17 protein-coding genes and 2 pseudogenes are annotated in these 26,525 nt (G+C 56.1%); 11 read left to right on the forward strand and 8 right to left on the reverse strand.

The window, feature by feature from the left end; genetic code table 11:
- The 11 genes and pseudogenes from HLB35_RS03985 to HLB35_RS04030 all read left to right on the forward strand — a co-directional run.
- Window positions 1-976 (forward strand): hypothetical protein (locus HLB35_RS03985; RefSeq protein WP_171701614.1); only part of this gene is annotated, 976 nt, incomplete at its 5' end.
- Between the two features lie 2 nt (window positions 977-978).
- Entirely contained in the window at window positions 979-2,217 is a 1,239-nt protein-coding gene (locus HLB35_RS03990; protein WP_171701615.1) for an autotransporter outer membrane beta-barrel domain-containing protein, read from the forward strand.
- Window positions 2,214-6,227 (forward strand): beta strand repeat-containing protein, encoded by a 4,014-nt coding sequence (locus HLB35_RS03995; RefSeq protein ID WP_171701616.1) that lies wholly within the window; start codon window positions 2,214-2,216, stop codon window positions 6,225-6,227. The genes HLB35_RS03990 and HLB35_RS03995 overlap by 4 nt, the downstream gene beginning before the upstream one ends.
- A 461-nt stretch (window positions 6,228-6,688) precedes the next feature.
- A pseudogene (locus tag HLB35_RS18755) lies at window positions 6,689-7,132 on the forward strand (hypothetical protein); the annotation flags it as partial.
- Between the two features lie 84 nt (window positions 7,133-7,216).
- On the forward strand, window positions 7,217-9,457 hold the full coding sequence (locus tag HLB35_RS04000; protein ID WP_328730999.1) for a hypothetical protein: 2,241 nt from the start codon (window positions 7,217-7,219) through the stop codon (window positions 9,455-9,457).
- Window positions 9,458-10,021: 564 nt separating this feature from the next.
- On the forward strand, window positions 10,022-12,088 hold the full coding sequence (locus HLB35_RS18170; RefSeq protein WP_171701618.1) for a hemagglutinin repeat-containing protein: 2,067 nt from the start codon (window positions 10,022-10,024) through the stop codon (window positions 12,086-12,088).
- Complete coding sequence (locus tag HLB35_RS04010; RefSeq protein WP_171701619.1) at window positions 12,085-14,088, forward strand: hemagglutinin repeat-containing protein; 2,004 nt, start codon at window positions 12,085-12,087, stop codon at window positions 14,086-14,088. The genes HLB35_RS18170 and HLB35_RS04010 overlap by 4 nt, the downstream gene beginning before the upstream one ends.
- Before the next feature lie 3 nt (window positions 14,089-14,091).
- Window positions 14,092-14,778: a hypothetical protein gene (locus HLB35_RS04015; protein WP_171701620.1), complete on the forward strand. Its 687-nt coding sequence runs from the start codon at window positions 14,092-14,094 to the stop codon at window positions 14,776-14,778.
- Window positions 14,779-15,060: 282 nt separating this feature from the next.
- Entirely contained in the window at window positions 15,061-15,807 is a 747-nt protein-coding gene (locus HLB35_RS04020) for a hypothetical protein (protein WP_171701621.1), read from the forward strand.
- The gene (locus HLB35_RS04025) at window positions 15,791-16,192 is read left to right on the forward strand and encodes a hypothetical protein (protein WP_171701622.1); all 402 of its coding nucleotides are present in this window, start codon (window positions 15,791-15,793) and stop codon (window positions 16,190-16,192) included. The genes HLB35_RS04020 and HLB35_RS04025 overlap by 17 nt, the downstream gene beginning before the upstream one ends.
- Window positions 16,193-16,689: 497 nt before the next feature.
- Window positions 16,690-17,061 carry an RpnC/YadD family protein gene (locus HLB35_RS04030; protein WP_216601396.1) on the forward strand — a complete coding sequence of 124 codons (372 nt, stop codon included), beginning with the start codon at window positions 16,690-16,692 and terminating at the stop codon, window positions 17,059-17,061.
- A 21-nt stretch (window positions 17,062-17,082) separates the two neighbouring features.
- On the opposite strand, the gene HLB35_RS04035 is transcribed toward HLB35_RS04030, so the two are convergent.
- The 8 genes and pseudogenes from HLB35_RS04035 to HLB35_RS04065 form a co-directional block, all read right to left on the reverse strand.
- On the reverse strand, window positions 17,083-18,663 hold the full coding sequence (locus tag HLB35_RS04035; RefSeq protein ID WP_171701623.1) for an ATP-binding protein: 1,581 nt from the start codon (window positions 18,661-18,663) through the stop codon (window positions 17,083-17,085).
- A 165-nt stretch (window positions 18,664-18,828) separates the two neighbouring features.
- Window positions 18,829-20,412, reverse strand: coding sequence for an ATP-binding protein (locus tag HLB35_RS04040; RefSeq protein ID WP_171701624.1), 1,584 nt, complete (start codon window positions 20,410-20,412; stop codon window positions 18,829-18,831).
- Between the two features lie 338 nt (window positions 20,413-20,750).
- A complete protein-coding gene (locus HLB35_RS04045; RefSeq protein ID WP_171701625.1) occupies window positions 20,751-21,185 on the reverse strand; it encodes a hypothetical protein in 435 nt (144 codons plus the stop codon).
- Window positions 21,186-21,276: 91 nt separating this feature from the next.
- Window positions 21,277-21,465, reverse strand: coding sequence for a hypothetical protein (locus HLB35_RS16915; RefSeq protein ID WP_235936982.1), 189 nt, complete (start codon window positions 21,463-21,465; stop codon window positions 21,277-21,279).
- Window positions 21,466-21,492: 27 nt separating this feature from the next.
- A complete protein-coding gene (locus tag HLB35_RS04050; protein WP_235936983.1) occupies window positions 21,493-22,041 on the reverse strand; it encodes a DUF3726 domain-containing protein in 549 nt (182 codons plus the stop codon).
- On the reverse strand, window positions 22,038-23,831 hold the full coding sequence (locus tag HLB35_RS04055; protein ID WP_235936984.1) for a hypothetical protein: 1,794 nt from the start codon (window positions 23,829-23,831) through the stop codon (window positions 22,038-22,040). The genes HLB35_RS04050 and HLB35_RS04055 overlap by 4 nt, the downstream gene beginning before the upstream one ends.
- 6 nt (window positions 23,832-23,837) lie before the next feature.
- A pseudogene (locus HLB35_RS04060) lies at window positions 23,838-25,442 on the reverse strand (BCCT family transporter).
- 86 nt (window positions 25,443-25,528) lie between these two features.
- A complete protein-coding gene (locus HLB35_RS04065) occupies window positions 25,529-26,518 on the reverse strand; it encodes a dipeptidase (protein ID WP_171701626.1) in 990 nt (329 codons plus the stop codon).
- Window positions 26,519-26,525 lie beyond the last annotated feature (7 nt).

Genomic DNA, 26,525 nt, shown 5'->3' on the forward strand with positions numbered 1-26,525 from the left:
GGTCCACCTCATTCAGTCAGGTAAAGAAACTCATCTTTCTGTAGCTACTAGTCTGACGAATACTGGCACTGTTGCTGCAGCTGATGACCTAACCATTAATGCTACCAGTGTCGACAGCAGTGGAACCCTGGCCGCGGGTCTGAACAGTGAAGGCCAGCTAGCCGACTTTGCCGCAGAGGGTAGCGTACTCACCGTTACCACCACGGAGGACCTGACCTCCACCGGTACCAACCTAGCGCAGGGCCAGCTGACGCTGGACGGTGATAACGTCGACCTGAGCGAAAGCCAGACTAGTGCCTACGAGGCTGACATTACGGCGCGTGGTGATCTGGCGAGTTGGCAGGCGAACATCGTCACTAACGAAAGCTTATCGCTCCAAGCTGAGGGGGCGCTTGATAACACCGGGGGTACACTTTCTAGCCAGCAAGGTGACTTACGTGTTGGGGCACTAAGCCTGAACAACGATCAGGGGAAACTGCTCGCCGACAATAACCTTGATATCAGCCTCAGTGAAAGCCTGAGCAACACGGACGGCACGGTATATGCGGGCAATAACGCCAGACTCGATACGGGGGCGCTCACTAACACCGGCACCATCGCTGCCGCCAACCAGCTGACCATAGACGCTTCAAGCGTTGACAGTACGGGTACTCTGGCTGCGGGTCTGAGTACTGACGGTAGCCGCAGAGCGATAGATGCTAATGGTGCTGAACTCAGTATCACTACCCGCGGTGACCTGAAGGCCTCCGGCCAGAATCTGGCGTCGGGCCGTCTGATGCTGGAAGGTGCCAACGTTGACCTGAGCAAAAGCCAGACGAGCGCTTATAGCGCTGATATTGCGGCGCGTCGTGATCTCGATACCTGGCAGGGAAGCATTGTCACTAATGAGAGCTTATCGCTCCAGGCTGAAGGGGGCTTGATAACACCGGTGGCACGCTTTCCAGTGAGAGCGGCGATTTGGTTATCAGGGCGCTGAGCTTGAACAACAACCAGGGCGAGTTGCTCTCAGGTGATGACCTTGGTGTCAGCCTCAGTGAAAGCCTTAGCAATACTGATGGTACTGTTTACGCCGGTGGCGACGTTACGCTTGAGACGGGGGCGTTGACCAGTACCGGTACCATTGCGGCGCAAAACGACCTAACGATTGACGCGTTAAGCGTCGACAGCAGTGGCACCCTGGCCGCTGGCCTGAACAGTGAAGGTCAGTTAGCCAACGTTGCGGCAGACGGCAGTGCGCTTAGCATTACGGCGACAGAGGACCTGACGGCCACCGGCACCAACCTGGCCTCGGGCCATCTGACGCTGGAAGGCGCTAACATTGACCTGAGCGAAAGCCAGACCAGCGCTGACAGTGCCGGTATTACCGCGCGAGGGGATCTTGCTACCTGGCAGGCGAACATCGTCACTAACCAAGGCTTATCGCTTGAGACTAACGGTGCACTCGACAACACCGGGGGTACACTGTCCAGCCAGGAGGGTAACCTACGCGTTGAGGTGCTAAGCCTGAACAACGACCGGGGCACCCTGGTCGCGGGCAATAACCTTAGCGCCATCACGGAAGACGCCTTTACGAACACGGACGGCACGGTCTATGCGGGCAATAACGCCAGTCTCGATACGGGGGCACTTACCAACAACAGCACCATTGCAGCGCAAAACGACCTGACGATTGAGGCGTCAAGCGTTGACAGCACCGGCACCCTGGCGGCGGGCTTGAACAGTGAAGGTAACCTGGCCGAATTTGCCGTAGAAGGCGGCGCACTCGACATTACCGCCACGGATGACCTGACCGCCATCGGGTCCAACCTGGCCTCGGGCAGCCTGACGTTGGACGGTAAGAACATCGATCTGAGCGACAGCCAGACCAGCGCGTTTGAGGCTGACATCGAGGCAAAAGGCACGCTCAGCACACGTGAAGCGAATGTGGTGACGAACGACAACCTATCGCTTGAGGTGGAAGGGGCGTTCGACAACACCGATGGCACGCTGTCCAGTGAGGCCGGTGAGTTGCGTCTTGAGGCACTCAGCCTGGATAACACCGATGGCACGGTTTACGCGGATGGCAATACCACCCTCAACGCCAAGCAATCCATTGATAACACTGGTGGCAGCCTTTACAGCGAACAGGGCGACTTACAGTTGGGGGCAGGTAGCCTCAGCAACACCGGCGGCACGGTCTATGCGGGCAATAACGCTAATCTCGATACGGGGTGTTGACCAGTACCGGTACCATTGCGGCGGCGGAGAACTTAAGCATTGACGCGTTAAGCGTCGATAGCAGTGGCACGCTGGCAGCGGGTCTGAACACTAAAGGAAGCCTTAACGAAGGCGGCAGTGCGCTTACGATAGAAGCCAACGAGGATCTGACGGCCACGGGTACCAACCTAGCCTCGGGCCATCTGACGCTGGAAGGCGCTAACATTGACCTGAGCGAAAGCCAGACCAGCGCTGACAGCGCTGATATTACAGCGCGAGGGGATCTTGACACCTGGCAGGCAAACATCGTCACTAACGAAAGCTTATCGCTTAAGGCAGAAGGGACGTTCGACAACACCGAGGGCGTGTTGTCTAGCCAGGAAGGTGACTTGCGTGTTGAGGCACTAAGCCTGAATAACGACCAGGGTGAGTTGCTCGCAGGTAATGACCTTGATGTCAGCCTCAGTGAAAGCCTGAGTAACACTGACGGCACGGTCTATGCGGGCAACAACGCCACCCTTGATACGGGGGTGCTCACCAACAACAGCACCATCGCAGCGGAAAATAATCTGACCATTGACGCGTCAAGCGTTGACAGCACCGGCACCCTGGCGGCGGGCTTGAACAGTGAAGGTAACCTGGCCGAATTTGCCGTAGAAGGCAGCGGGCTCAGCATTACCACCACGGATGATCTGACCGCCACCGGCACCAACCTGGCCTCGGGCAGTCTGACGCTGGAAGGCGACAACATCGACCTGAGCGACAGCCAGACCAGTGCTTACAGCGCCGATATTACGGCGGGAGGCACGCTCAGCACACGTGAAGCCAATGTCGTCACTCAAGAAGATTTGTCGATTCAGGCTAACGGCGCTCTGGATAATAATACCCAGGGCACGCTGTCCAGTGAAAACGGCGAGCTGAGCCTTAAGGCGCTCAGCTTGGATAACACCGACGGCACGGTTTACGCAGGTGGCAGTACCAGTCTCGATGTCAAGCAAGCCGTTGATAACGTCGGTGGATCGCTGTACAGCGAGCAAGGTGATGTGAGTTTACAAGCAGGTGGTCTGATCAACACCGAAGGCGGCACGGTTTACGCCGGTGGCGAAGCCAGGTTTGATACCGCTGCGTTAACCAATACCGGCACGATTGCATCGGCTGAAAACCTGACGATTGACGCGTTAAGCGTCGACAGCAGCGGCACCCTGGCCGCGGGCCTGAACAGTGAAGGTAACCTGGCCGAATTTGCCGTAGAAGGCAGCGCGCTCAGCATTACCACCACAGAAGACCTGACGGCCACGGGTACCAACCTGGCCTCGGGCCATCTGACGCTGGACGGTAACAACATCGACCTGAGCGAAAGCCAGATGAGCGCTTATAGAGCTGACATTACAGCGCGAGGTGATCTTGCTACCTGGCAGGCGAACATCGTCACTAACGAAAGCTTATCGCTCCAGGCTGAGGGGGCGCTTGATAACACCGGTGGCACGCTTTCCAGTGAGAGCGGCGATTTAGTTATCAGGGCGCTGAGCTTGAACAACAACCAGGGCAAGTTGCTCTCAGGTGATGACCTTGGTGTCAGCCTCAGTGAAAGCCTTAGCAATACTGATGGTACTGTTTACGCCAGTGGCGAAGCCAAGCTTGATACCGCTGCGTTAACCAGTACCGGTACCATTGCATCGGCTGAAAACCTGACGATTGACGCGTTAAGCGTCGATAGCAGTGGCACGCTGTCCAGTGAGAATGGCTCCCTGAGCCTTGAGGCGCTCAGCCTGGATAACACCGATGGCACGGTATATGCCGGTAGTGATGTCACCCTTGAGACGGATCAGGCCATTGATAACGTTGGTGGTAGCCTGTACAGCGAGCAGGGTGATCTGCGTTTGCAAGCAGGTGATCTGAGTAACACCGAAGGCGGCACGGTTTACGCCGGTGGCGAAGCCAGGTTTGATACCGCTGCGTTAGCCAATACCGGTACCATTGCATCGGCTGAAAACCTGACGATTGACGCGTTAAGCGTCGACAGCAGCGGCACCCTGGCCGCGGGCCTGAACAGTGAAGGTAACCTGGCCGAATTTGCCGTAGAAGGCAGCGCGCTCAGCATTACCACCACAGAAGACCTGACGGCCACGGGTACCAACCTGGCCTCGGGCCATCTGACGCTGGACGGTAACAACATCGACCTGAGCGAAAGCCAGACGAGCGCTTATAGAGCTGACATTACAGCGCGAGGTGATCTTGCTACCTGGCAGGCGAACATTGTCACTAACAAAAGCTTATCGCTTGAGACTGACGGTGCACTCAACAACACCGGGGGTACACTGTCCAGCCAGGAAGGTAACCTACGCGTTGAGGGGCATAGCCTGAACAACGATCAGGGCACCCTGGTTGCGGGCAATGACCTCGACGCCATCACCACCGGCGACTTGACTAACACCGACGGCACGGTCTATGCGGGCAACAACGCCACCCTCGACACGGGAGCACTGACCAGCACCAGCACCATTGCGGCGCAAAATAACCTGACCATTGATGCGTTAAGCGTGGACAGCAGTGGCACCCTGGCCGCGGGCTTGAACAGTGAAGGTAAGCTGGTCGACTTTGCTAAAGACGGCAGTGCGCTTACCGTTACTACCACGGATGACCTGACAGCCACCGGCACCAACCTGGCCTCGGGCCGCCTGACGCTGGAAGGCACCAACATTGACCTTAGCCAAAGCCAGACAAGCGCGTATGACGCCGACATTGCAGCGGAAGGCGCGCTCAGTACCCGTGAAGCCAGTGTGGTGACGAATGACAACCTATCGCTTGTGGCCAAGGGGGCGTTTGATAACACCGAGGGCACGCTGTCCAGTGAGAATGGCACCCTGAGCCTTAAGGCGCTCAGCCTGGATAACAACACCGATGGCACGGTGTATGCCGGCAGCCATGTCACTCTTGAGACGGATCAAGCCATTGATAACGTTGGTGGCAGCCTGTACAGCGAGCAGGGAGATCTGCGTTTGCAAGCAGGTGATCTGAGCAACACCGAAGGTGGCACGGTTTACGCCGGTGGCGAAGCCTCGCTTAAGACGGAAGCGTTGACCAGTACCGGTACCATTGCGGCGGCTGAGAACCTGGCTATTGACGCGTTAAGCGTCGATAGCAGTGGCACGCTGGCAGCGGGTCTGAACACTAAAGGAAGCCTCAACGAAGGCGGCAGTGCGCTTACGATAAAAGCCGACGAGGATCTGACGGCCACGGATACCAACCTGGCCTCGGGCCATCTGACGCTGGAAGGCGCTAACATTGACCTGAGCGAAAGCCAGACCAGCGCTGACAGCGCTGGTATTACAGCGCGAGGGGATCTTGCTACCTGGCAGGCGAACATCGTCACTAACGAAAGCTTATCGCTTGAGACTGACGGTGCACTCGACAACACCGGGGGTACGCTGTCCAGCCAGGAAGGTGACCTACGCATTGATGCGTTAAGCCTGAACAACGATCAGGGCATCCTGGTTGCGGGTAACAACCTCGATGCCACTACCACCGGCGACTTGACTAACACCGACGGCACGGTCTACGCGGGCAATAACGCCAATCTCGATACGGGGGCGCTGACCAGCAACAGCACCATTGCGGCGGCGGAGAACCTAAGCATTAACGCGTTAAGCGTTGACAGCACCGGCACCCTGGCGGCGGGGCTGAACAGTGAAGGTAAGCTGGTCGACTTTGCTAAAGACGGCAGTGCGCTTACCGTTACTACCACGGATGACCTGACAGCCACCGGCACCAACCTGGCCTCGGGTAGCCTGACGCTGAAAGGCAACAACATCGACCTGAGCGACAGCCAGACCAGTGCTTACAGCGCCGATATTACGGCAAAAGGCACGCTCAGCACACGTGAAGCCAATGTGGTGACGAACGAAACCCTATCGCTTGAGGCGGAAGGGGCACTCGACAACACCGGTGGCATGATGTATGCCGGTGGCGAAGCGAACCTGACGACGGGTGGCCTCACGAACACCAACCTTATGGGCCGGACAACAAGCTGACGAATATCGGCACCATTGCAGCGGCTGAGAACCTGACCATTAAAGCTGCCAGTATCGAGAGTGATGGCACCCTGACAGCGGGTCTGAAGGCTGACGGGAGTCTCAACAAAGGTGGCAGCGCGCTTACCATAGAAGCCAAGAAAGTCCTGACCGCTAACGGGACCAACCTGGCCTCGGGCCATCTTTCGCTGGACGGTAAGAGCATCGACCTGAGCGAAAGCCAGACCAATGCTTACAGCGCCGCCATTACGTCGAAAGAGGCGCTGAATACGGACAACGCGAATATTATTACTCGTGTTGACAGCAAGATTGGGGCTAGGAGCCTGAATAATATCAACGGCACCATCTACGCCGGTGGAGAAGCCAATCTGAGTGTTAAAGGTTCACTCACCAACGAAGGCACGATCGCAGCGGCTGAGAACCTGACGATTAACGCCATCAGCGTCGACAGTGATGGCACTTTGGCCGCTGGCCTGAACAGTGAAGGCAAATTAGCCGACTTTGCGGAAGGTGGCAGTGCACTCAGCATCACCGCTACTGAAGACCTGACGGCGACGGGTATAAATCTGGCATCGGGTAGCCTGACGCTGGAAGGGGGCAATGTTGATATAAGCAAGAGCCAGACCAGCGCTTACAGTGCAATCTTTGATGCTCGAGGTGACCTCGGTATAGAAGGTGCCTCAATTGCCACTCAGGATAGCTTGTCGCTTACTACATCAGGCGCACTCGATAACACAGGAGGTACGCTGGCTAGCCAGGGTGGCGACCTTAGTATTGAGGCGCTAAGCCTGGGCAATGACGAAGGAACCTTGTCAGCGGGTAACAACCTGGATGTCACCCTCGATGAGCACCTGACTAACACCAAAGGAACCATTTACGCGGGTAAGGAAGCCACGCTAAACACCGGGGCCCTCACCAGTACAGGCATTATTGCCGCGGCTGATAACCTGACCGTTAACGCAGCCAGTGTTGATAGCAGCGGCACCCTGGTGGCGGGACTGAAGGCTGACGGGAAACTCAACGAAGGTGCTCGTGCGCTCACCATTACTGCCTCAGGCAACCTAACTGCCACCGGTAACAACCTCGCCACTGGAGACATGTTACTGAAAGGTGGCAACATTGACCTGAGTAACAGCCAGAGCAGCGCTGAGACTGCCAACATAACAGCGAAAGGCGCGCTAAATACCAGCAATGCCAACCTTGTCACCCAAAGTGATGTCACGCTTAATGCTCAAAGCCTGAAGAATGCTAAAGGTAAGGTTTACGCTGGCAATGACGCTAACCTTGTTATCGGCACAATGGACAGCTCCGGCGTCATTGCCGCGGCTGATAACCTGGACATTAACGCAGCCAGTATTGATAGCAGTGGCACCCTGGCCGCGGGCTTGAAGACTGATGGCAGCCTCAATGAAAGCGGTAATCTAAACGTTTCCACCACTGGTAAATTAACCGCCACAGACAATAACCTAGCCGTGGGCGACTTGGTAATGAAAGGCAGCAGCGTTGATGTCAGCGGCAGCCAGACCAGCGCTGACCGTATAACCCTGAAGGCTGACAGCCCAGCAGGCCCAATGGTCCCGTTAGATACCAGTGACGCCAATATTGTGGCGCAGGAAAGCCTGACAATAACAGCTGACCGAGCACTGGATAACACGAACGGCGTTTTGGCATCACAGGCAGGCAACCTGAAGATCGATGCCAACGGTGTGATTAACGCCGGCGGCTTGATGGTAGCGGCTGAGGAACTTGGTGTTGAAGCACATGACAGAAACATCATTAACACCGGTGGCAGCATGCTTGCCGAAGGTGATATCACGCTCCTAACCAAGGCCGATATTTACAACGAACAAGGCCTTATCCAGTCCAATGCGGGTGTTTCCCTGAGTGCTGTGACCCTTGGCAACCGCCAGACCAGTGGAGATGACCAGGGTGTTGTCGGCAACAACGCAGACATCACGGCCACTAAAGTTGATAACACCGAAGGTCAGATATTAGCCGGGAACAATCTCGCTATTACCGCTGTTGACTCAGCTATTGTTGAAACATCCATTATCAACGATAGCGGTATTCTCAATGCTCAGCGCGCACTGACGCTAAAGGATAGCGCCAGTACGGCAGCAAAACGCAACCTTGAGATCAGCAATAATGGCGGGGAGATTGTCGCCAATCATGACATCTACCCTGAGGCTGCTTCCGTTACGATTGCAGCCAAATCGCTCGATTTGAGCGGTACCCTGGAAAGCGGCGGCAATATGTCGCTGGACTTGGTCGGTGACCTGGCAACCGCCGATGGTGAGAAAATGAGCACCGAGGGCGTACTGAGTTTACATCTGCAGGGCGGGGTGAATAACACCTTTACTAACGCTGGAAGCTGGGAAGGTGGCACCGGCCTTGTGATAAAGGCTGATGAGATTATCAATCAGCAGAGCGGTAAGTTACGCAGTGGCGGCACGACTACGCTAAATACCCAGCAAGCGAGTAAAGGAAGCATCACCAACCGCGGCTTAATCAACGGCAACGATACGCGCATTAGCAGTCATACGGTAGAAAATGTCGGCAGCGGGCGAATCTACGGTGACCATATCGCGATAGAAGCCGACACGCTGACTAACCGAGAAATAGACGAAGATGGAACAATGCAATCGGCGACCATCGCCGCGCGAGAGCGCTTGGATATTGGTGCTGCCCATATCACTAACCAAGAAGGCTCAGTGCTTTTAAGCAATGGTGACATGGCCATTGGTGGCAAGCTGTCTAACTACCGTGCCGTGGTCGATGGTAGTGAAAATGCGACAACGCTTAACAACAATAGCGCCACCATTGAGAGCTTAGGCGATATGACGCTAGCGGCCGATACGCTGCGCAATACCAATGAGCATTTTGAAACTAAGGAGGAATATTTAGGTACGACTGAGATGACTTTTATTAAGGTGTTAGGGAAAGATGTTGTTATTGATGATGATGAGCTAATTTTTAGGCCAGCTATGGGCTGGAATACCAAGGTGGATGAGGGCCAGCTCTATTGGGTTCAGGATGAGGTGCCAGTACCGGCACCAGAACATCCGGACCCATCTTTGAATTGGGCAGGTTATTACACCTACCATAATGGATCTGGTGCAGAAGCCATCTACAGCTGGGACCAGTACCTTGTTGAACGTAAAGAATATACAACTAAAGTGAGCTCTAGTGATCCCGGTTTGATTAGAACAGGTGGAAACCTTACCCTATGAGGACAAGATTTATTAAATGATAAAAGTCGTATAATTGTGGGAGAGAGAATACAAGTTAATGACGGCGATGGATTAGAAGAAATACAAAATGTAGGGGCTGAAGGAATACATCGTATTAGTTCAAGCGGTTACCGGTTTCGATCTTACAGGTACGCCCCCGCCCCACATGGTAGTGATGGACCATATGGAGGTGCGCAGCCCGCAGGGAGACGCTTCGAATATAAAGGAGACTATTTACCACCCGACCAAGTTGAAACTTTTGAACTAGAAGTTTCTAAAGTACAGGAAAACGCCTCTTTCTCGAGCAGCGGCGTTGATGCGGGTAAGCATTTTGACGCCAACAGCACTGCCAGTGGGGTTAAAACCGGCAACTCCGAGACCGCGGGTGACGCGCTCGATGGCCAACAGGTCAGCCACGACCCACATCAAGTCAATGAGGTCGAGAGCGAGACAGGTGAGGTCAGTGTTAATCCTGAAGTAGTAACGGGTGCCCCTGTACAGTCGGAACTGGAACCGGCGGGTGGTGCTAACGCCCCAGGCACTGCGGCGAACCGCGCCAACGGTGTGAATACAGATGTTGATAGCGTCAACGGCGCCTCAGTCACTGCGGCCAGTTCAGGCACCGCAACCAACCTTGCCAACGGCGTGGATACAGAGGTTGATGGCGTCAGCAGTGCCTCAATCACTGCCTCCAGTTCAGGCACTGCGGCGAACCGCGCCAACGGCGTGGATACGGATACTGGTGGCGTCAACAGCGCCACAGTCACTGCGGCTAGTTCAGGCACCGCAACTAACCGTGCCAACAGCGTGGATACAGATGCTGATGGCGTTAACGGCGCCACAGTCACTGCTGCCAGTTCAGGCACCGCAACCAACCGTGCTTACGGCGTGAGTACGCAGACGGATGGTGTTAAAAGCGCCTCAGTGACTGCTGCTAATGCTGGCAACGCCACCACTAACACCAACGGTGTCAATACAGACACTCAGGGAACGACCAAGGCCACGTTAAACACCCGTTCTTCAAGCGTTGCTCAAGGGACGGCGGCACTTCCCGGTGGTAATGCCCCGCTTGATCATGCAAGCCCTAGCCAGGGCGCACAGGCAACGGCGGGGTTGACCGCACAGTCGGCACCGAGTGTCTTGCTGCCGACCAGTAGTCTCTTCACCATTGATCCTGGTAGTAACGCGCGTTACCTGGTGGCGACGGACCCTGAGTTCACCAATCACGAAAACTGGCTTTCCAGCGATTACCTACTCAATGCATTGGAAATGGATCCTACGCGTATCCAAAAACGCCTGGGTGACGGCTATTATGAACAAAGGCTTATTCGTGATCAGATTGCCGCGCTCACCGGCTACCGCTTCCTGGGTGACTACCACAGCGATGATGCACAATACGCCGACCTGATGAACGCGGGGGCTGCCTTTGCCGATGAGTATAAGCTGCGCCCCGGTGTTGCGTTGACGTCGGATCAAATGGCCCAGCTCACCAACGACATCGTCTGGCTGGTGACGCAAAGGGTGCAGTTGCCCGACGGCAGCACTACCACCGCCCTGATGCCCAAGGTCTATCTGGCTCCCCGCGAAGGCGACCTGGCCGCCAATGGGGATTTGTTAGGCGGCCACAATGGCACCCTGATCAGCGCCCGTGATGTCGACTTGGCCCTGAGCGGCGACCTTAACAACAGCGGTACCATTGCCGGGCGCAACATGGTCGATATCAGCGCCCAGAACCTCAACAACAGTGGCCGCATCCAGGGCGATATCGCGTTAATTGATGCCCGTCAGGACATCAACATTGACGGCGGCAGCATTGCCGCCAATACCGGCATGGCGTTGCAGGCGGGCGGGGATATCAACATCGCCAGTACGCTCCACAGCGCCGCCAACGAGATCGATGGTAACGAGATCGATGGTAATAGCTTCAGCCTGCAAGGCATCGACCGAGTAGCCGGGCTTTACGTCAGCGACGAGGCGGGTAACCTGCTGGTCAGCGCGGGTGGTGCGATTAACCTCTCCGCTGCCGAACTACATAACATCGGCAGTGGCGTGACTCAGCTCACGGCAGGCAGCGATATCAACCTGGACACCCTGGAGGTTGGCCAACGTCACGAACTCAACTGGGATGCCAACAACTACCATCACCAAAGCCATAGCGAAGAGATCGGCAGCGTGATCACCGGCGGCGGGGCGATTAACCTCACTGCCGGGCAGGATATCAACCTGCGCGCCGCCACCGTTGACGCTCAAAGCGCGTTGGCCCTGAACGCCATTGGCGGTGATATCACCCTGGAAGCGGGCCAGCGTACCGAGAGCCTGGCCGAAGGGCATAGCTCAAGCAGCGGTGGCCTGTTCTCCAGCAAAACCAAGGTCACCCGCACCCACAACGCCAGCACCCAGGCATTGGCCAGCGAGCTGGGCGGGCAGACGGTCAGCCTTATCAGTGGGGAAGACATCCGCGTCAGTGGTGCCAATATCGTTGCCGACCAGGCTCTGGGTATGCATGCCGGGGGCAACCTCACCCTCGATGCCGAACAGAACACCCTGAGCAACAGCCATTTCAGCCGCAGCAAAAAAGTGGCCTGTTCAGTGGTGGGTTTGGCATTAACCTCGGTAGCCAACGGCAGATGACCGATGCCACCAATACCGCCACCTTCGTTGCCCCCACCACCGTGGGCAGCATCGGCGGCAACGTCACCTTGAGCGCCGGTGACACTTATACCCAGATCGGTTCTGACGTGCTGGCCCCCAGCGGCGATATCCTGATCGGTGCCAACACGGTCAACATCCTCGAAGGCCGTGAGACCAGTAACAGCCGAACCGAACAGCGCTTCAAACAGAGCGGCCTGAGCCTCTCCCTCAGCAACCCCGTGATGGACAGCGCCCAAGGCATCAAGGGCCAGATTGACGCGGCTGGCAATACTGACAGCCCGCGGATGCAAGCCCTGGCAGCGGCCAATACCGCCCTGGCAGTGAAGGATATTCAGCAGCAGATAACAAACGGCAACGCCACCGACCTCAGCCTCAACATCAGCCTGGGCTCCAGCCAAAGCCGCAGCAACAGCGAAGCGAGTAGCAACACTGTCCGGGGCTCGACGATCACCGCCGGTGGCGACCTCGCTATCCATGCGCTCGGCCAGAGGGATGGCGAAGGCACTATCACCGTACAAGGCAGCCAGCTGGACGCGGGCCAACAGCTCCAGCTCAACGCCGCCCAGGATATCCACCTGCTGGCCAGCGCCGACGCCGTCTCCCAGCACGACCGCCACACCAGCAACAGTGGCAGTATTGGGCTGGGTCTCAGCACGAATGGCATCGCCTTCAACCTGGATGCCAGCCGCGCCAAGGGCCACGGCAACGGTGACAGCACCTTCTTCAACAACACCCAGCTCAGTGCAGGCAACCAGGTCATTCTCAGCAGCGGTGGCGACACCGCCCTCAAAGGGGCCGTGGTCAGCGCTTCAAAAATCACCACTAACATCGGCGGCGACCTGACCATTGAAAGCCTGCAGGACACCGCCGTCCACAACGAACGCCACTCAAGCAGCGGCTTCGGTGCCAGCATCCCACTGGGTGGAATGCCCACGGTCAATCTTGACCTCAGCCGCACGAAGGTTGATAGCGACTTCCAAAGCGTCAATGAGCAAAGCGGCCTGCGCGCAGGCGACGGCGGCTTCCAGGTCAATGTCGGCGGTATCACCAAACTCACCGGCGGTGCCATCACCAGCACAGATGTGGCGATTGACGACGACCTCAATACCTTCACCACTGCCGGGCAAACCGCCAGCGAGGCATTGGGAAGCGGCGCGCTCACGCTCACCGATATTGGCAACACCGCCTCCTATGACGCGGAAAGTATCAGTGTTAGCTTAAGCAGTGGTGGAAACGGAACCGGCCTCTCCGGCATCGGTATAGGCCGCGACGACGGCGAGGCCAGCAGCACCACGGTTGCCGCCATCAGCGGCCTGGCAGGCAATCAAAATGCCAGAACCGGCGACGCAGACACCGGCCTTGCGCCGATCTTCGATGCAGAAAGCGTCAGAAAAGACGTGCAGGCCCAAGCCACGATTACCCAAGAGTTTGGGTCGCGGGCGAGCAAGTTAGTCGGCGATACCGCCCAAGCCAAGCTCGAAGAAGCGCAACACAAACGTCTGCAAGCCGACGCAGCCCAAGCCGCGGGCGACACAGAACGTGCCAACCAACTCAACGCCCAGGCCGATCAGCTACAAAGCGACTGGGGTGACAACGGCACCAAACGCCTCGCTGCCCACACGGCCATCGGCGCACTGACCGGCGGTACGCAAGGTGCCACGGGGGCGGCCATCGGCACCCTCAGCGCCCCAGCGGTTGCCAGCGCCCTGAAAAACGCCGGCCTCGACGACACCCTCACTGACGGCCTCACGGCACTGGCCAGCACCGCTGCCGGTGCCGCCACGGGTGGCACCCAAGGTGGCGCGGCGGCGTTTAATGAGGTGGTGAATAATTACCTGACCACGCGCGCTTTGAACGAAGAACTGGAGCGTTTACGGGCAGAAAGTTACGCAGGTCTCAGCGAAGAGCAGAAACGCGAAGTGATCGAACACCATCTGCTGAGCGTGCTGCAGGAAGATGCCCTTATACGTGAATGCTAAGTAATGGGAGGCGAGTGCAGTGAAGCGTACAAGCTAAGCCAGACTGAGACTTTTGGGACTAGAGCGCCCAATCCACTTGATGTAATCACCAAAACCTTTGATCTGCTGTACGATCCTGATGTTCGCCAAGAGCTTGGTGGTGCCCTGACGGATAACTTGATTGCCCGTCAGATGAATGATTATGTAGCGGCCTTGCAGGGTGTCGAATGGACGCTTGATCCGGCCAACATTGCACGGGCCGAACAGGCACAACAAATTCTGAGACAACATCGTATGAGTCCTGACATGATCAGCACGCTCTTACCGTCCTCGATGTCTGGGTTTGCGCAAGATCCAGCAAAAGCAGACGGGTTGCAATTGCAAGGAGCCCTTCGTAATGACGTTAGTTTACCAGCGGCCTCTACGGCTCTGGGAGCACCGTTGGTACTTGCACCTGGAGCGCAGGCCCCTGCGGCTATGAATCACCTCAGCCTGATGGGTATAAGCAGAATAGCGACGGTGTCGCCTGGGGCGGCAGTAGGCGTGGCTAATCCAGCTGTGCAGCAGAGAGCGCTCGATTTTATTGATGGATTAGTTGTGCCAGGGCCGCCAACAAGTGGGATGAATGCTGCAGCTCAAGCTGCTAGCTTTGGTATTAAAACAATATTCAATTCAGATAATAAAGAGCATGAAGACCATGAAATCGAATGATGTGGTTTTCTTAACTCTAGGCGTGTCTTGTATTTGGTTCGGTAGTGTGGTTTTTCAATCACCTTTACAGGAATCTTTAAGTTATGGAGTTATTGATTTTGGAGAACATCACTCACTGATAGGAGTAGCAATAATAATTTTTGGGTCTATATGTGTTTATAGCGTTGTGAGGAAGAAAAAATAGCTTTTGCGATGAGTCGGAAAGAAGTTTTTACAGTTCGGCGATACGGAGCCCTGACCAGCGCCACGCTGATGCCGGAAGTGGAGCGTCTCACGAGTGACATGGATCTACCGGATGGGGTGCGCCAAGGACTAGAGTCACTGACGGCCACCCTGGTCGGAGCGGCGCCAGGCGGCACTCAGGGTGGTACAATGGCGTTCAATCTCGATGCCAATAACCGCCAGCTGCATAGCTTTGAGCAATCATTAGCGGAAGCGCTGGCCGAAGGCAGCGAGTACACGCCTGAGCAGATCGCCGATGCCCTCAGGGCCATGCATAACGACGAGTTGGAAGAAAGCCCCGGCTCCAACCTTATCGTCGACTTACAAGACGAAGACGCCGTTGATGACACCTACTTCGATTATGGCGGTGAGTGGGTCGGGACAGACGGTGAAGACAATACCATGCGCTATCTGATTCAGATGATACCGGAGAACACCTCACCGGAGCTGATCAGCTACATCATCGAACAGACTGGCGGAGAAGGCTCGCCGTATCGGGCATGGGAACCCTCAACCTCATCGGCCTATCCACCGCGTGAGCAAGCAATGCAATATCCCTATGGCGTTGCCCAGGCGGCAGGCCTTACTTATAACCTGAACGATACGGACATCAGGACATCAGGACATCAGGACATTAGCACAGATGAAAGAGGATCAGGATACCTTCAGCCGCGGCATGGCCAGCATGGCGGCTATTCCCGTGATGGCACCCTATACTGCCGCCACCATGACCTTTCGCGGTGCGGCCGGGCTTTTTGCCACCGGGGCGGGCTTCGATGCGGCGGGGCAGATGGTGAAAGGCGGTGAGTATCGCCCAGGCCAAACCCTGGCGGCGGGCAGCACAGCACTGGTGTACGGGCCGCTGGCCGGGCGGAATCCCTTGCAAAATGCCGCCGTGGGCGGGGCAGCAGGGGGCTCACTGACCTCAGTAACCAACTGGCTTTATGATGAGGGTGACCCGATAGAGAGGAGTGCAGCCTTAGGTGCGCTAACTGCAGGGGTGGGTACTTATGCAGGAGGGTTTTTACAGCGAGATTCAGGTTGGTTAACGTCACCCTATCTGCAGATGCCGGCAGCCTTCGGTGTCTCATTGCCCAATAAAGATGCCGTGTCGAAAGCAACTGAAACGACCATCAGCAATTTGCCATCATTTATTTCCTTGCCAGATGCCAATGACAAGGAGGGACGGTAATGGAAAGCGCCAAGGAGTATTTTAAATGGTCAGCATTTGCGAAACGGCAGGCAGGTCTTTTTACAAGCTGTTTGGTTGGTTTCCTTTTTCTTTGGCATGGGTTGGAACTGTGGGATCGGATGTGTGAATTAGTAGGCTGGGAGCCGCCAGGTTATACATCGGGTGAACAGCGCAAATACCTTTTTTTGCGATGGAGTTTGTGGGTATGTATATCTATGGTAAGGCTCTTGGCATTATCAATATGTTGCGCTATCGAAAATACCCAGAGCTCTACGATGACAAATAGGCGCTGCCCCATGAATCAGCTGCCGGGCCACACCAAGCAATAACACCATCAACCGAGGCAGCAACACGGACGTTGCTGCATTGATTTGCAGGGAAGGCATGGAATGTCTTGCCAGGCGGTAGCGTGGTGATAAAAGCCGGCTTTCCTGCAGGTCTATCAACCGCGTCTACGCTATTTTCTGATCGATGAAGGGCGCTATACTAATGAAGAATTGGGTTTACGCCAGACACCGCTCAGCGGTGTGTTTGGGGTAGAAAACGCCGGAGAAAGTTGGGAAGCCCTACAGAACGCGGTGGATCGGCTCGACAGCCTGATGGAGGACAAAGACATGTTGGCAGAGAATTTAGAAAACCTGGTCAAGAAAGAACGCCTGGAAGGACGGCAAGAAGGCGAGCAGTTTGGCATTCAGAAAGGACGCTTGGCTGAAGCACGCGAGGTGGTACGCACCCAGCTCACGTTCAAGTTCGGTGACGTGCCTGACTGGGTAGAAGTGCAGCTTGTGCAAGCCGACCATGATCAACTAAAAGGCTGGATGCGCGACGTGCTGTTCGCCAATCGCCTGGATGATATGTTCAAGCACTGAGCCGTTGTAAGCTTTACTGCATCACAATAAAGGTGTCAGCGTCTCCACCTCAAACGCCACTATCTGCCGCTCAGCGCTTGAAAACTCCACACCCACCAGGTGAATCGGTTTGCCACTGGCACGGTATTTATCGGCATAGCCTTTGGCCTTGATCTGCTCCAGCGCCTTGCCTTGAGGCTCCTGTTCCACAACCTTGAACTCAAACAGGTAGATGTGGCCACCGAAGTCGACGCTCATGTCCACCTTGCCGTGGTTGCTGGCATCTTCGACAGTGACGCCTACCCCCAGGGCGGCAAAATGGCTGTAGAAAACGCTGGCATAATGGCCTTCGTATTGGGCAATCGGGTTATTGCGATACCAGTCATGGGGAAGACCCGCGAAGAGGGCTTTCAGGTGCGCTTCCAGCCCATTGAGGTCATGTTCATGCAATACCTTGAACAGCGCGAGCTGATAGGTTTGTGCGTCGCTATTTTGTAGACCCAACACGGGGAGCAGAAACTCGTTCAGGCTGCTTTCCACTTCTCGGTTGGGGAAGCCCAGTGAATAGAGCCGATAGCCGACCATTGGTTCCTGTGCATCCTTGATCGTGATATAGCCGGTCTGGAACAGCAGTGCTTCGGTGGCAATATCCTCTACATCAAATCGCCCCAGCAACTGTGCCTTGGCCTGAAGTGTGTTGAGCTGCGGCGTAAAGACACCGCGCTCCTTCAGCAGGTTAACCAGAAATGTCGGGGTAGCGCTTTCAAACCAGTAAGGCCCGAAATCGCGCTCTTCGAGCAATAGAAGTACATCAAAGGGGTTGTAAACACTCGGGACGTCTTGCCCTCCCCAACGGTAGCCGTTATACCAGCGGCGGATCTCTTCGCGGTCAAGGCCGGGGATTTCCGGGGCAAACACCGTATCGATATCATGATCGGTATAACCGCAAATGGCGGCATAGTCGGGAGAAAGGGTAATATCCCTAAGGTTGTTAAGCCCTGAAAACAGGCTGACCTTGCTGAATTTGGAGACGCCCGTCAGCAGCACAAAATGCAGATGCGGGTCAGCGTCCTTGAGTACGCTGTAGAGATTTTTCAGCCCCTCGCGCAGCTCGCGGGCCAGTTCAGGGTTGAGCAGGTTATCCAGAATCGGCTTGTCATATTCATCAATCAGTACCGCCACCCGCTGATTGTGGATACGGTGAGCGTTTTCAAGCAGGTTGGCAAAATCGTCAGCTATCCTTTCTGGTGGTGCGGAATCAATCCCTAGACGGTTGCGCTGCTGCTGCAGTTGAAAACGAATGTTCGCGTCCAGATCTTCGCGGCTGTTAACCACACCATTAGAGAAGCTGATGCGTACCACCGGGTAGTGGGTTTGCCAGTCCCATTTGTCGTGGATATAAAGCCCTTCAAACAGTGCCTCTCGGCCTTCGAACAGGCAGCCAAGGGTATCCAGCAGCAGGCTTTTACCAAACCGGCGAGGACGAGAAAGGAAGTAATAACCGCCCGTTTCTGCGATGTGGTGAATCAAGGGCGTTTTATCGACGTAGTAATAATGGCCCTTGCGTAACTTTTCGAAGGACTGGATGCCAATGGGTAGTGTCTGACGGTGCGTGACTGGCATACAGGCCTCCCAGAATGCAGGGCAGAGAAAAACGACGAATGATGTAATGGACGCCAGTCTAACATGCCGCTGAATTGAGGGAATGAAGAAGGCTCTTTATCCATCTGTTGGATAATCCAGACGGCGTTGTGCTGAATGGCCGAGGGTCAAAAATGTCCGGTTCTATTAGACCAGTTCAGGTGTCAGCGTTTCCACCTCAAACGCCACGATCTGCCGCTCAGCGCTTGAAAATTCCACACCCACCAGGTGAATCGGCTTGCCACTGGCACGGTATTCATCGGCATAGCCTTTGGCCCTGATCTGCTCCAGCGCCTTGCCCTGGGGTCCCTGCTCGACCACTTTGAATTCAAACATATAGAGTTGGCCACCAAAGTCGACACTCATATCGACCTTGCCGTGGCTGCTGGCATCTTCCACCGTGACGCCCACGCCCAGGGCAGCAAAATGGCTGTAAAAAACGCTGGCATAATGGCATTCGTATTGGGCGATTGGATTGTTGCGATACCAGTCATGGGGAAGACCCGCGAAGAGGGCTTTCAGGTGCGCTTCCAGCCCACTGAGGTCATGTTCATGCAATACCTTGAACAGCGCGAGCTGATAGGTCTGTGCGTCGCTATCCTTTAGACCCAAAGCGGGGAGCAGAAACTCGTTCAGGCTACTTTCCACTTCTCGGTTGGGGAAGCCCAGTGAATAGAGCCGATAGCCGACCATTGGTTCCTGTACATCCTTGATCGTGATATAGCCGGTCTGGAACAGCAGTGCTTCGGTGGCAATATCCTCTACATCAAATCGCCCCAGCAACTGTGCCTTGGCCTGAAGTGTGTTGAGCTGCGGCGTAAAGACACCGCGCTCCTTCAGCAGGTTAACCAGAAACGTCGGCGTGGCGCTTTCAAACCAGTAAGGCCCGAATTCACGCTTCTGCAATAACAGCAGTACATCAAAAGGGTTATAAACCGAATCAACCTTTTTGCCGCCCCAGCGGTAGCCGTTATACCAGCGGCGGATGTCTTCCCGATCAAGGCCGGGGAGTTCCGAGGCAAACACCGTATCGATATCATGATCGGTATAGCCGCAAATGGCCGCGTAAGGCGCATCCAGGGTGATATCGTTGAGGTTGTTAAGCCCTGAAAACAGGCTGACCTTGTTGAATTTGGAGACGCCCGTCAGCAGCACAAAATGCAGATGCGGGTCAGCGTCCTTGAGCACGCTGTAGAGACTTTTCAGTCCCTCGCGCAGCTCGCGGGCCAACTCAGGGTTGAGTAGGTTATCCAGAATCGGCTTGTCATATTCATCAATCAGTACCACCACCCGCTGACTGTGGATACGGTGAGCGTTTTCAAGCAGGTTGGCAAAATCGTCAGCTATCCTTTCTGGTGGTGCGGAATCAATCCCTAGACGGTTGCGCTGCTGCTGCAGTTGAAAACGAATGTTCGCGTCCAGATCTTCGCGGCTGTTAACCACACCATTAGAGAAGCTGATACGTACCACTGGGTAGTGGGTCTGCCAGTCCCACTTGTCGTAAATATAAAGCCCTTCAAATAGGGGCTCATGGCCTTCGAATAGGCAGCGCAGGGTATCCAGTAATAGGCTTTTGCCGAATCGTCTCGGGCGGGAGAGGAAGTAGTATTTGTTCTGGTTGACCAGCTTTTCGATGAAGGGCGTTTTATCGACGTAGTAATAGCCGTCTTCACGGATATCCGAGAAAGTCTGAATCCCAATAGGGAGCTTTCGACGCTGAATCGATGGCATGCAGGCCTACCGAGATACAGGGCAGAGAAACGGCTGATGACGTTATCGGTATTAGTCTAACATGTGGCTGAGCCGATGGGATGAAGAAGGCACTTTGTACAGCCGAATAGAAGACACGATGGCGCTACAGATGGCGGGAATCCCTTGTGTCTCATCTTCCCGCGCTGCCTGCGCCCCTTCGATATTAGCGTAAGCGCAGGCGTACTCCCCTGTTCGTTAAGCGTCTGCATCATCATCAACAGCGTGGTAGTCTTGCCCGTCTGGCGCGGGCCAGCATTATTAAAAAAGCGTTCCATGGGCGTCCCCGACTTCACGCTATCAGATGCTTATGCTATCGATCAGCTGCCAGCCAGTTCCAGCACTTTGGCAAACTGTTCTTCGTTCAGCACGTCTCGCCAGTGGTCGGTACAGTTGGAACGCATCATTAACAGCTCGGATTCCAGCTGGCCGATATAGGCCGCCTTTTCAGCACGGGCCTGTGGGTCAGCGCCTTCCAGAATCATGTTACGTAGCTCGCCACGCTGCACAATCACACGGTCTTCAAGGGCTTCACGCACTGCTGGGCTGTTAGCTAGCCAGTCGTCAAGTGCCGCCTGTTGCTCGGTATTCAATTCAAGTTCCTGAGCATTTTTGGCAACTACCGGCGTCAACATCACAATCGGCGTTGAAAGCTCGGCGACATCACGTTTGGCATCTTCGGCGTTGGCGGTTGAAACGCTCAGGCTGAGCAGGGCAATACAGGCAGTGGTCAATACGTGCTTGGGAAGTGGCATTTAAGTCTCTCCTTGGTTGTTGAGAAGATCTCTAATTTATAACCTTATGCCATTAACCACGATGTGTGAGATTGTCACACCCTGAGGTGCCTCAATCGTTGTCGTTGACACCTGCACCAGCGCCGCTGCGTGACGCTTCCGACGACTCCACCAGAATGCGATGAGCCAGGGACTTCAGCCGCGCCCAAATGGCATCATCAACGTCGATACCTTCCTGCAGCGCGCTCCCTGTGCGCCATAAGATCAGATTCTGAATGGCGTGCCAGCAGGTTGAGGTCATGGTCTGCCCCCAAAGAAGGCAAGAGTTCTACATGGTTGCCATCACCAGGGTAATGCCGTCGTTGGGTTCGTTTTCTTCCGGCACATCGCGTACTGAATAGATGCGTACTTCAGGCGTCGGGTGACCTGCTCTAAAGCCCACAACCTGTTCGGTCAGCGGCACTTGGGCATTGCGCCAGAAAGCCGTGATATTGATACCTCGCCCGGCCAGGCGGGAAAGATAGCCCATGATCAGCTGGCGGTTGTGGCAGCGGCGGATCTTGACCACCGATAGACCCCGCGCTCGGGCCTTGGCAAAGCCCAGCTCGGTAGCCAAGCTGATACTGCGCAACACGCTCTGGCCATGGCCGTCGAGTACCGCCAGGTCGTCATCCTGATAAATCACCTTGGGCAGCGATTCCGGATCTTCGTCAAGCAGGAAATCCAGCCCGCGGTTGAGCTGGTCAATCGCGTTGAAGCCATGACACTGCATCCAGGCCACCATGTCAGCAGCATCGGCGGCATCGCCATCTTCAAAACCAATCCCGGTGAAGGCTTTGCGGCACAACCCCTGTAGCTCGTTGAAGGAAACTTTCATGATGTTTCTCCACGCGCAGAAGGATGAACGGAGAGCGCTACTGAGTTGGCATGGGGTGATAGCCCGGCCGCGCCAATGACACCGTTCTCAAGCGTTGGCTGTAGCGGAAAGCTCCAGTCATCAAAGTGGCTGAGATCCTGCGGCTCGGCGTTGAGTTCTTCCACCAGCGGTGCGCCCTGGAACAGTGTAATGCGCACCCAGCGGTCAGATTTGGGATCAAAACGGCTGGCCCCGAAAAACGCGAGTTTGGTGCGCAGCAGATGCATGGGTTTCATATCCTGGTGCCACAGATTGGTGTGGATATCGCCGTAGGTATCCTTTACCAGGGTCTGTACCCGGCGAATGATTTCTTTGTGGCGCGGCTTGGCGAGCAGAAAATCCACCACTTTTGCCTTGGGGTTGTCCTCAAGAAATTCGCAGATGGCCGCATGGCTATGGGCGACCCTTGGGCCCATGGCAATCAGCATTTCTTTCTCGACGCCGAGTTCTTCATGCCGCACCCCAAGCCGTGGCTCTTCCTTTTCTACCGAGCGGTACCAGAACCAGTAGCTGCCTTCACGGCTTTGGTAGTCATGCGTCAGCGCCCAGCTGTAATGGGTTTCGATCAGCTGACGCAGGCGAATCAGCGGCATATCCGGTTGAAGGTCCAGGTTTTCGGTTACTCCCATCTGCTCTTCCAATGGGTCGACTAGCTCAGGATACAGCTCGATCAGCAGGGTATTGATCAGCTCCTGAGCCTCAAGCGACAGCGTGCGCTCACTCCAGGCCGTCAGCTGCGCCCAGAGGTCATCTTCCAGGGGCGCACTTTCAAGCCAGGCCAGCACATCTGGCAGGCTGGCGACTGTCTCAGCATTGCGCTCGGTCTGTTCGGCATCTTCGGTCACGGTTTCCGTCAGATGCTGCAGGGCGCGCCGAGTCAGCGCTATCATCCGCTGACGGTCTTCCTCGCTGGGGGCCTGGCGCTGAGCCAAAGCCAGGGCGGTTTCGCGCTGGTTGACCCACTGGGCGATCAGCTGAGGATGATTGATCAGAAACGGGGCCATCCCCAGGCCGGTGGAGTTGCCAATGCCCAGATAGCGGCGCAGTTCGGTAGCCAGTGCGCAGGCGCTTTCCGGCGCCTGGCTGCGGGCCAGATGTTCGACCTGCTCAATCGAGAAATGGCGCAGCAGATAGACACCTGCCATCTGCGCTGAAAAAGGCCGACGAAAATCCGGGTTTTCGTGCAGGCGGGCAAAATCGGCAATGCCGAATTTGCCGTTGCCGTAGACCGCAGTGGTGCGATACAGGTAGCCGACCCGAGTCAACCACTGAGGGTCAGGCTGCTCCCCCTTGGCCAACGCTTCCACAAAGTGGGCAAAGTTGCGCAGGCTTTTATTGGCGCGGGAAAGCACCAGCACTCTGGGATGCTGGCGGCCAGCCTCTTGAAGCGGCACATTAGCCGCCATCTGCTCCAGCAGGCTATCGTCTACATCACCTTCCACCAGGCCAAAGGTAACGTCCCAGGCCTCGGCAATTACTCGGTCGGAGCGACGTGAGTCGTCCAGCGCCTGGGCAAACATCACCCCGTGGTAACGCCCGTAGGGCGTCTGCAAGCGGTAGATGGCGGTGCCAAAGCCGTTTTCATCCAGATCAAAACGCTCGCGGCTGACTTGCCAGCGCTGGCGCCCCATTTGGCGCATCAGGGTACGCACAAAACTCAAGCGGCAGGCATGCAGGCTGCCCAGACGCTCCAGCTGCATGACATCATCAGCACAGCGCAGGTTAGAGGGGCCAGCGGCGCCAGCCCCCAATCGCGGTTATTCATGAACGATGACCTTCTTACGCGTTGTCAGCCCCTGTGCGCGCGCCATGGCATAAGCTGCTTTTGGCCCTAACCACAGCGACGGCAACAACACCAGTGAGACAGGAATGGCCGTGATCACGATAAACTGCTGCAGCACACCAATCTGCCCAGCTCCCATGTAAAGCAGAATGGCCGCCATCAGCGCCATGGTGATACCCCAGAAGATACGCACGGCCGTATGTGGCTCATCATGGCCGGTACATACCACGGCAATCGCGTAGCTCATGGAGTCACCTGTGGTCGCCACAAAGATGGTGGTCAGCATCAAAACCGCCAGCGCCATGAAGGTGCCACCCGGTAGCGCTTGAGCTACGGTCAGGGTGGCGACATCAAACTGGAAATTATTAAGGGCTTCTGCCAGATCAATCGCGCCGCTCATCTGATAGTAGATGCCGGACCCGCCAAGCAGGGTAAACCATACGGTGGTGGCAATCGGTGCCATCACGGCAACAGCCAGAATCATCTCGCGAATGGTACGACCACGGGAAATACGCGCCACAAAAATCGCCATCAGCGGGCCGTAACCGATAAACCAGGCAAAGAAGAACACCGTCCACCACTGCATCCACCAGCCCGGCGCGGTCTCCGAGGTCACGGTGGCCATGGCGAAGAAGGAGGTAATACTGGCCAAACCCTTGCAGGTAGGCATTAGTGAAAAACAGCGTCGGCCCAAATACAAAAATCACCGCCGCAATCGCCAGCGCCAGAAAGACGTTAAAACGGCTGAGGATCTGAATGCCTTTATGAATCCCGGTGGCCGCCGAGGTCACGTAAACTGCTCCTAGGCCGATCAGAATCACCAGCTGTGTTATGTAGCCTTCGCTGATACCGAATAGCTCATGCAGGCCAAAGCTGACTTGAGTGGCCAGAAAGCCGATAGGGCCAACGGTGCCCGCTACAACGGCAATCACACAGCAGGCATCGACCACGCCGCCCAGCCAACCACGCATCAAACGCTCACCCAGTACCGGGGTCAGCAGGGTGCGCGGCTGCAGCGGCAGGCCCCGTTCGTAGTGCCAGTAGGCCAACACAATCGCGGTCAGTGAACCCAGCACCGCCCAGGCCAGAAAGCCCCAGTGCATGAACGACTGCGCCAGCGCACTGGCAATGGCTTCCACCGTGCCGTGCCGGCTTCAGTATCAAAGGCAGGCGGCGTCACCACAAAGTGATACACCGGCTCACCGGCAGCAAAGAACACGCCACCTCCGGCCAGCAGGGTACACATGATGATGGAGAGCCATTTGAAGGTGCTCAATTCCGGCTTGTTCAGCCCACCAATCTTGGCGCTGGCCGCCGGGGAAATGGCAAGCCCGATGGCAATAAAGAAGGTCAGCAACAGAAACAGCTGAAAGTAGGAGCCAAGCACCGCCGCCGTCCAGGCGAACCCGGTGGAAATGAGGCTGGCCACCCCCTCGATATTAATCAGAGAGAGCAGTACAAAAAGAATCACGAAACCGCCACTCAGGGCGAGTACGATCGGGTCGCCGAACTTGCCAAGCCCGGAGACATCGTCCTTGTTGGGGGCGGGTTGGAAGGAGAGTCCATGTTTAAACCTCATTATTGATTATTGTGGGTATCAGTCGTTGTGACTGTTGTGTGGTGGACGAGGCACTGCAGCCAGCCAGCGCCTGCTGAAGTGTCAACTCACTCCATTGGGGTCGTAGTGCGCTCCAGCAATTCGACCCAGTTGCGCCCCATAATGCGGGCAACGTCTTGCTCAGCGAAGCCTTTAGCGCGCAGGGCTTCCATCAGGTTGGGGAAGTCGCGGCTATCGCGTAGCCAGGCCAGCGGCTTGGGCCAGCCCGCGTTATTGGCGCTGCCTTCGCCGTAATCCATCTCTTTTGACCAGCGCCCGTTGCGCATCCATTCCAGCACCGAGGTTGGCTGGTTCTGGCACAGGTCGGTTCCCAGGCCGACATGTTCAATGCCCATCAGGTCAACGGTGCGAGCAATCATGTCGCAGTAATCTTCCAGGGTGCAGTCCGGGCCGTTTTTCAGATGGAACGGATAGGCTGAAAAGCCCAGCAGGCCGTCGTTTTCGGCAATGGCCTTGAGCACCTTGTCAGACTTGTTGCGCTTGGCATCATGGAAAAAGCTCGGGTTGGCATGCGAGATAATCACCGGGCGCTCGGAAATCTCGATGGCTTCCAGCGTCGAGCGCTCACTGCTGTGAGACATGTCGATCACCATGCCGACCCGGTTCATCTCGCGAATCACCTGGCGCCCGAAGCGGGTAATGCCGCTGTCTTCGCTCTCATAACAACCGCAGGCCAACAGGCTCTGGTTGTTATAGGTAAGCTGCATGATCAGCAAGCCCAGCTGGCGCAGCACTGCGACCATGTCGATGTCGTCTTCAATCGGCGAGCAGTTCTGGGCGCCAAAAAAGATGCCCACTTTGCCCGCCTCACGGGCGCGTTCGATATCCCCCGGCGCATGCACCGGCATGATCAGGTCGCCGTGGGCTTCAAAGCGGCGATTCCATTCCCCAATCCGGGTTAAGGTCTCGCGCAGGGTTTCGTGGTAGACCAAGGTAGCGTGGACGGCATCCACGCCGCCCTCGCGCATCTGTTCAAAAATTTCCCGGGACCAGTTGGAATACTGCAACCCATCCACGGTCAGCATCTGTTGAGACATGCGCGAC

Source organism: Vreelandella azerica, assembly GCF_013112225.1.
GTDB classification, from domain to species: Bacteria; Pseudomonadota; Gammaproteobacteria; order Pseudomonadales; family Halomonadaceae; genus Vreelandella; species Vreelandella azerica.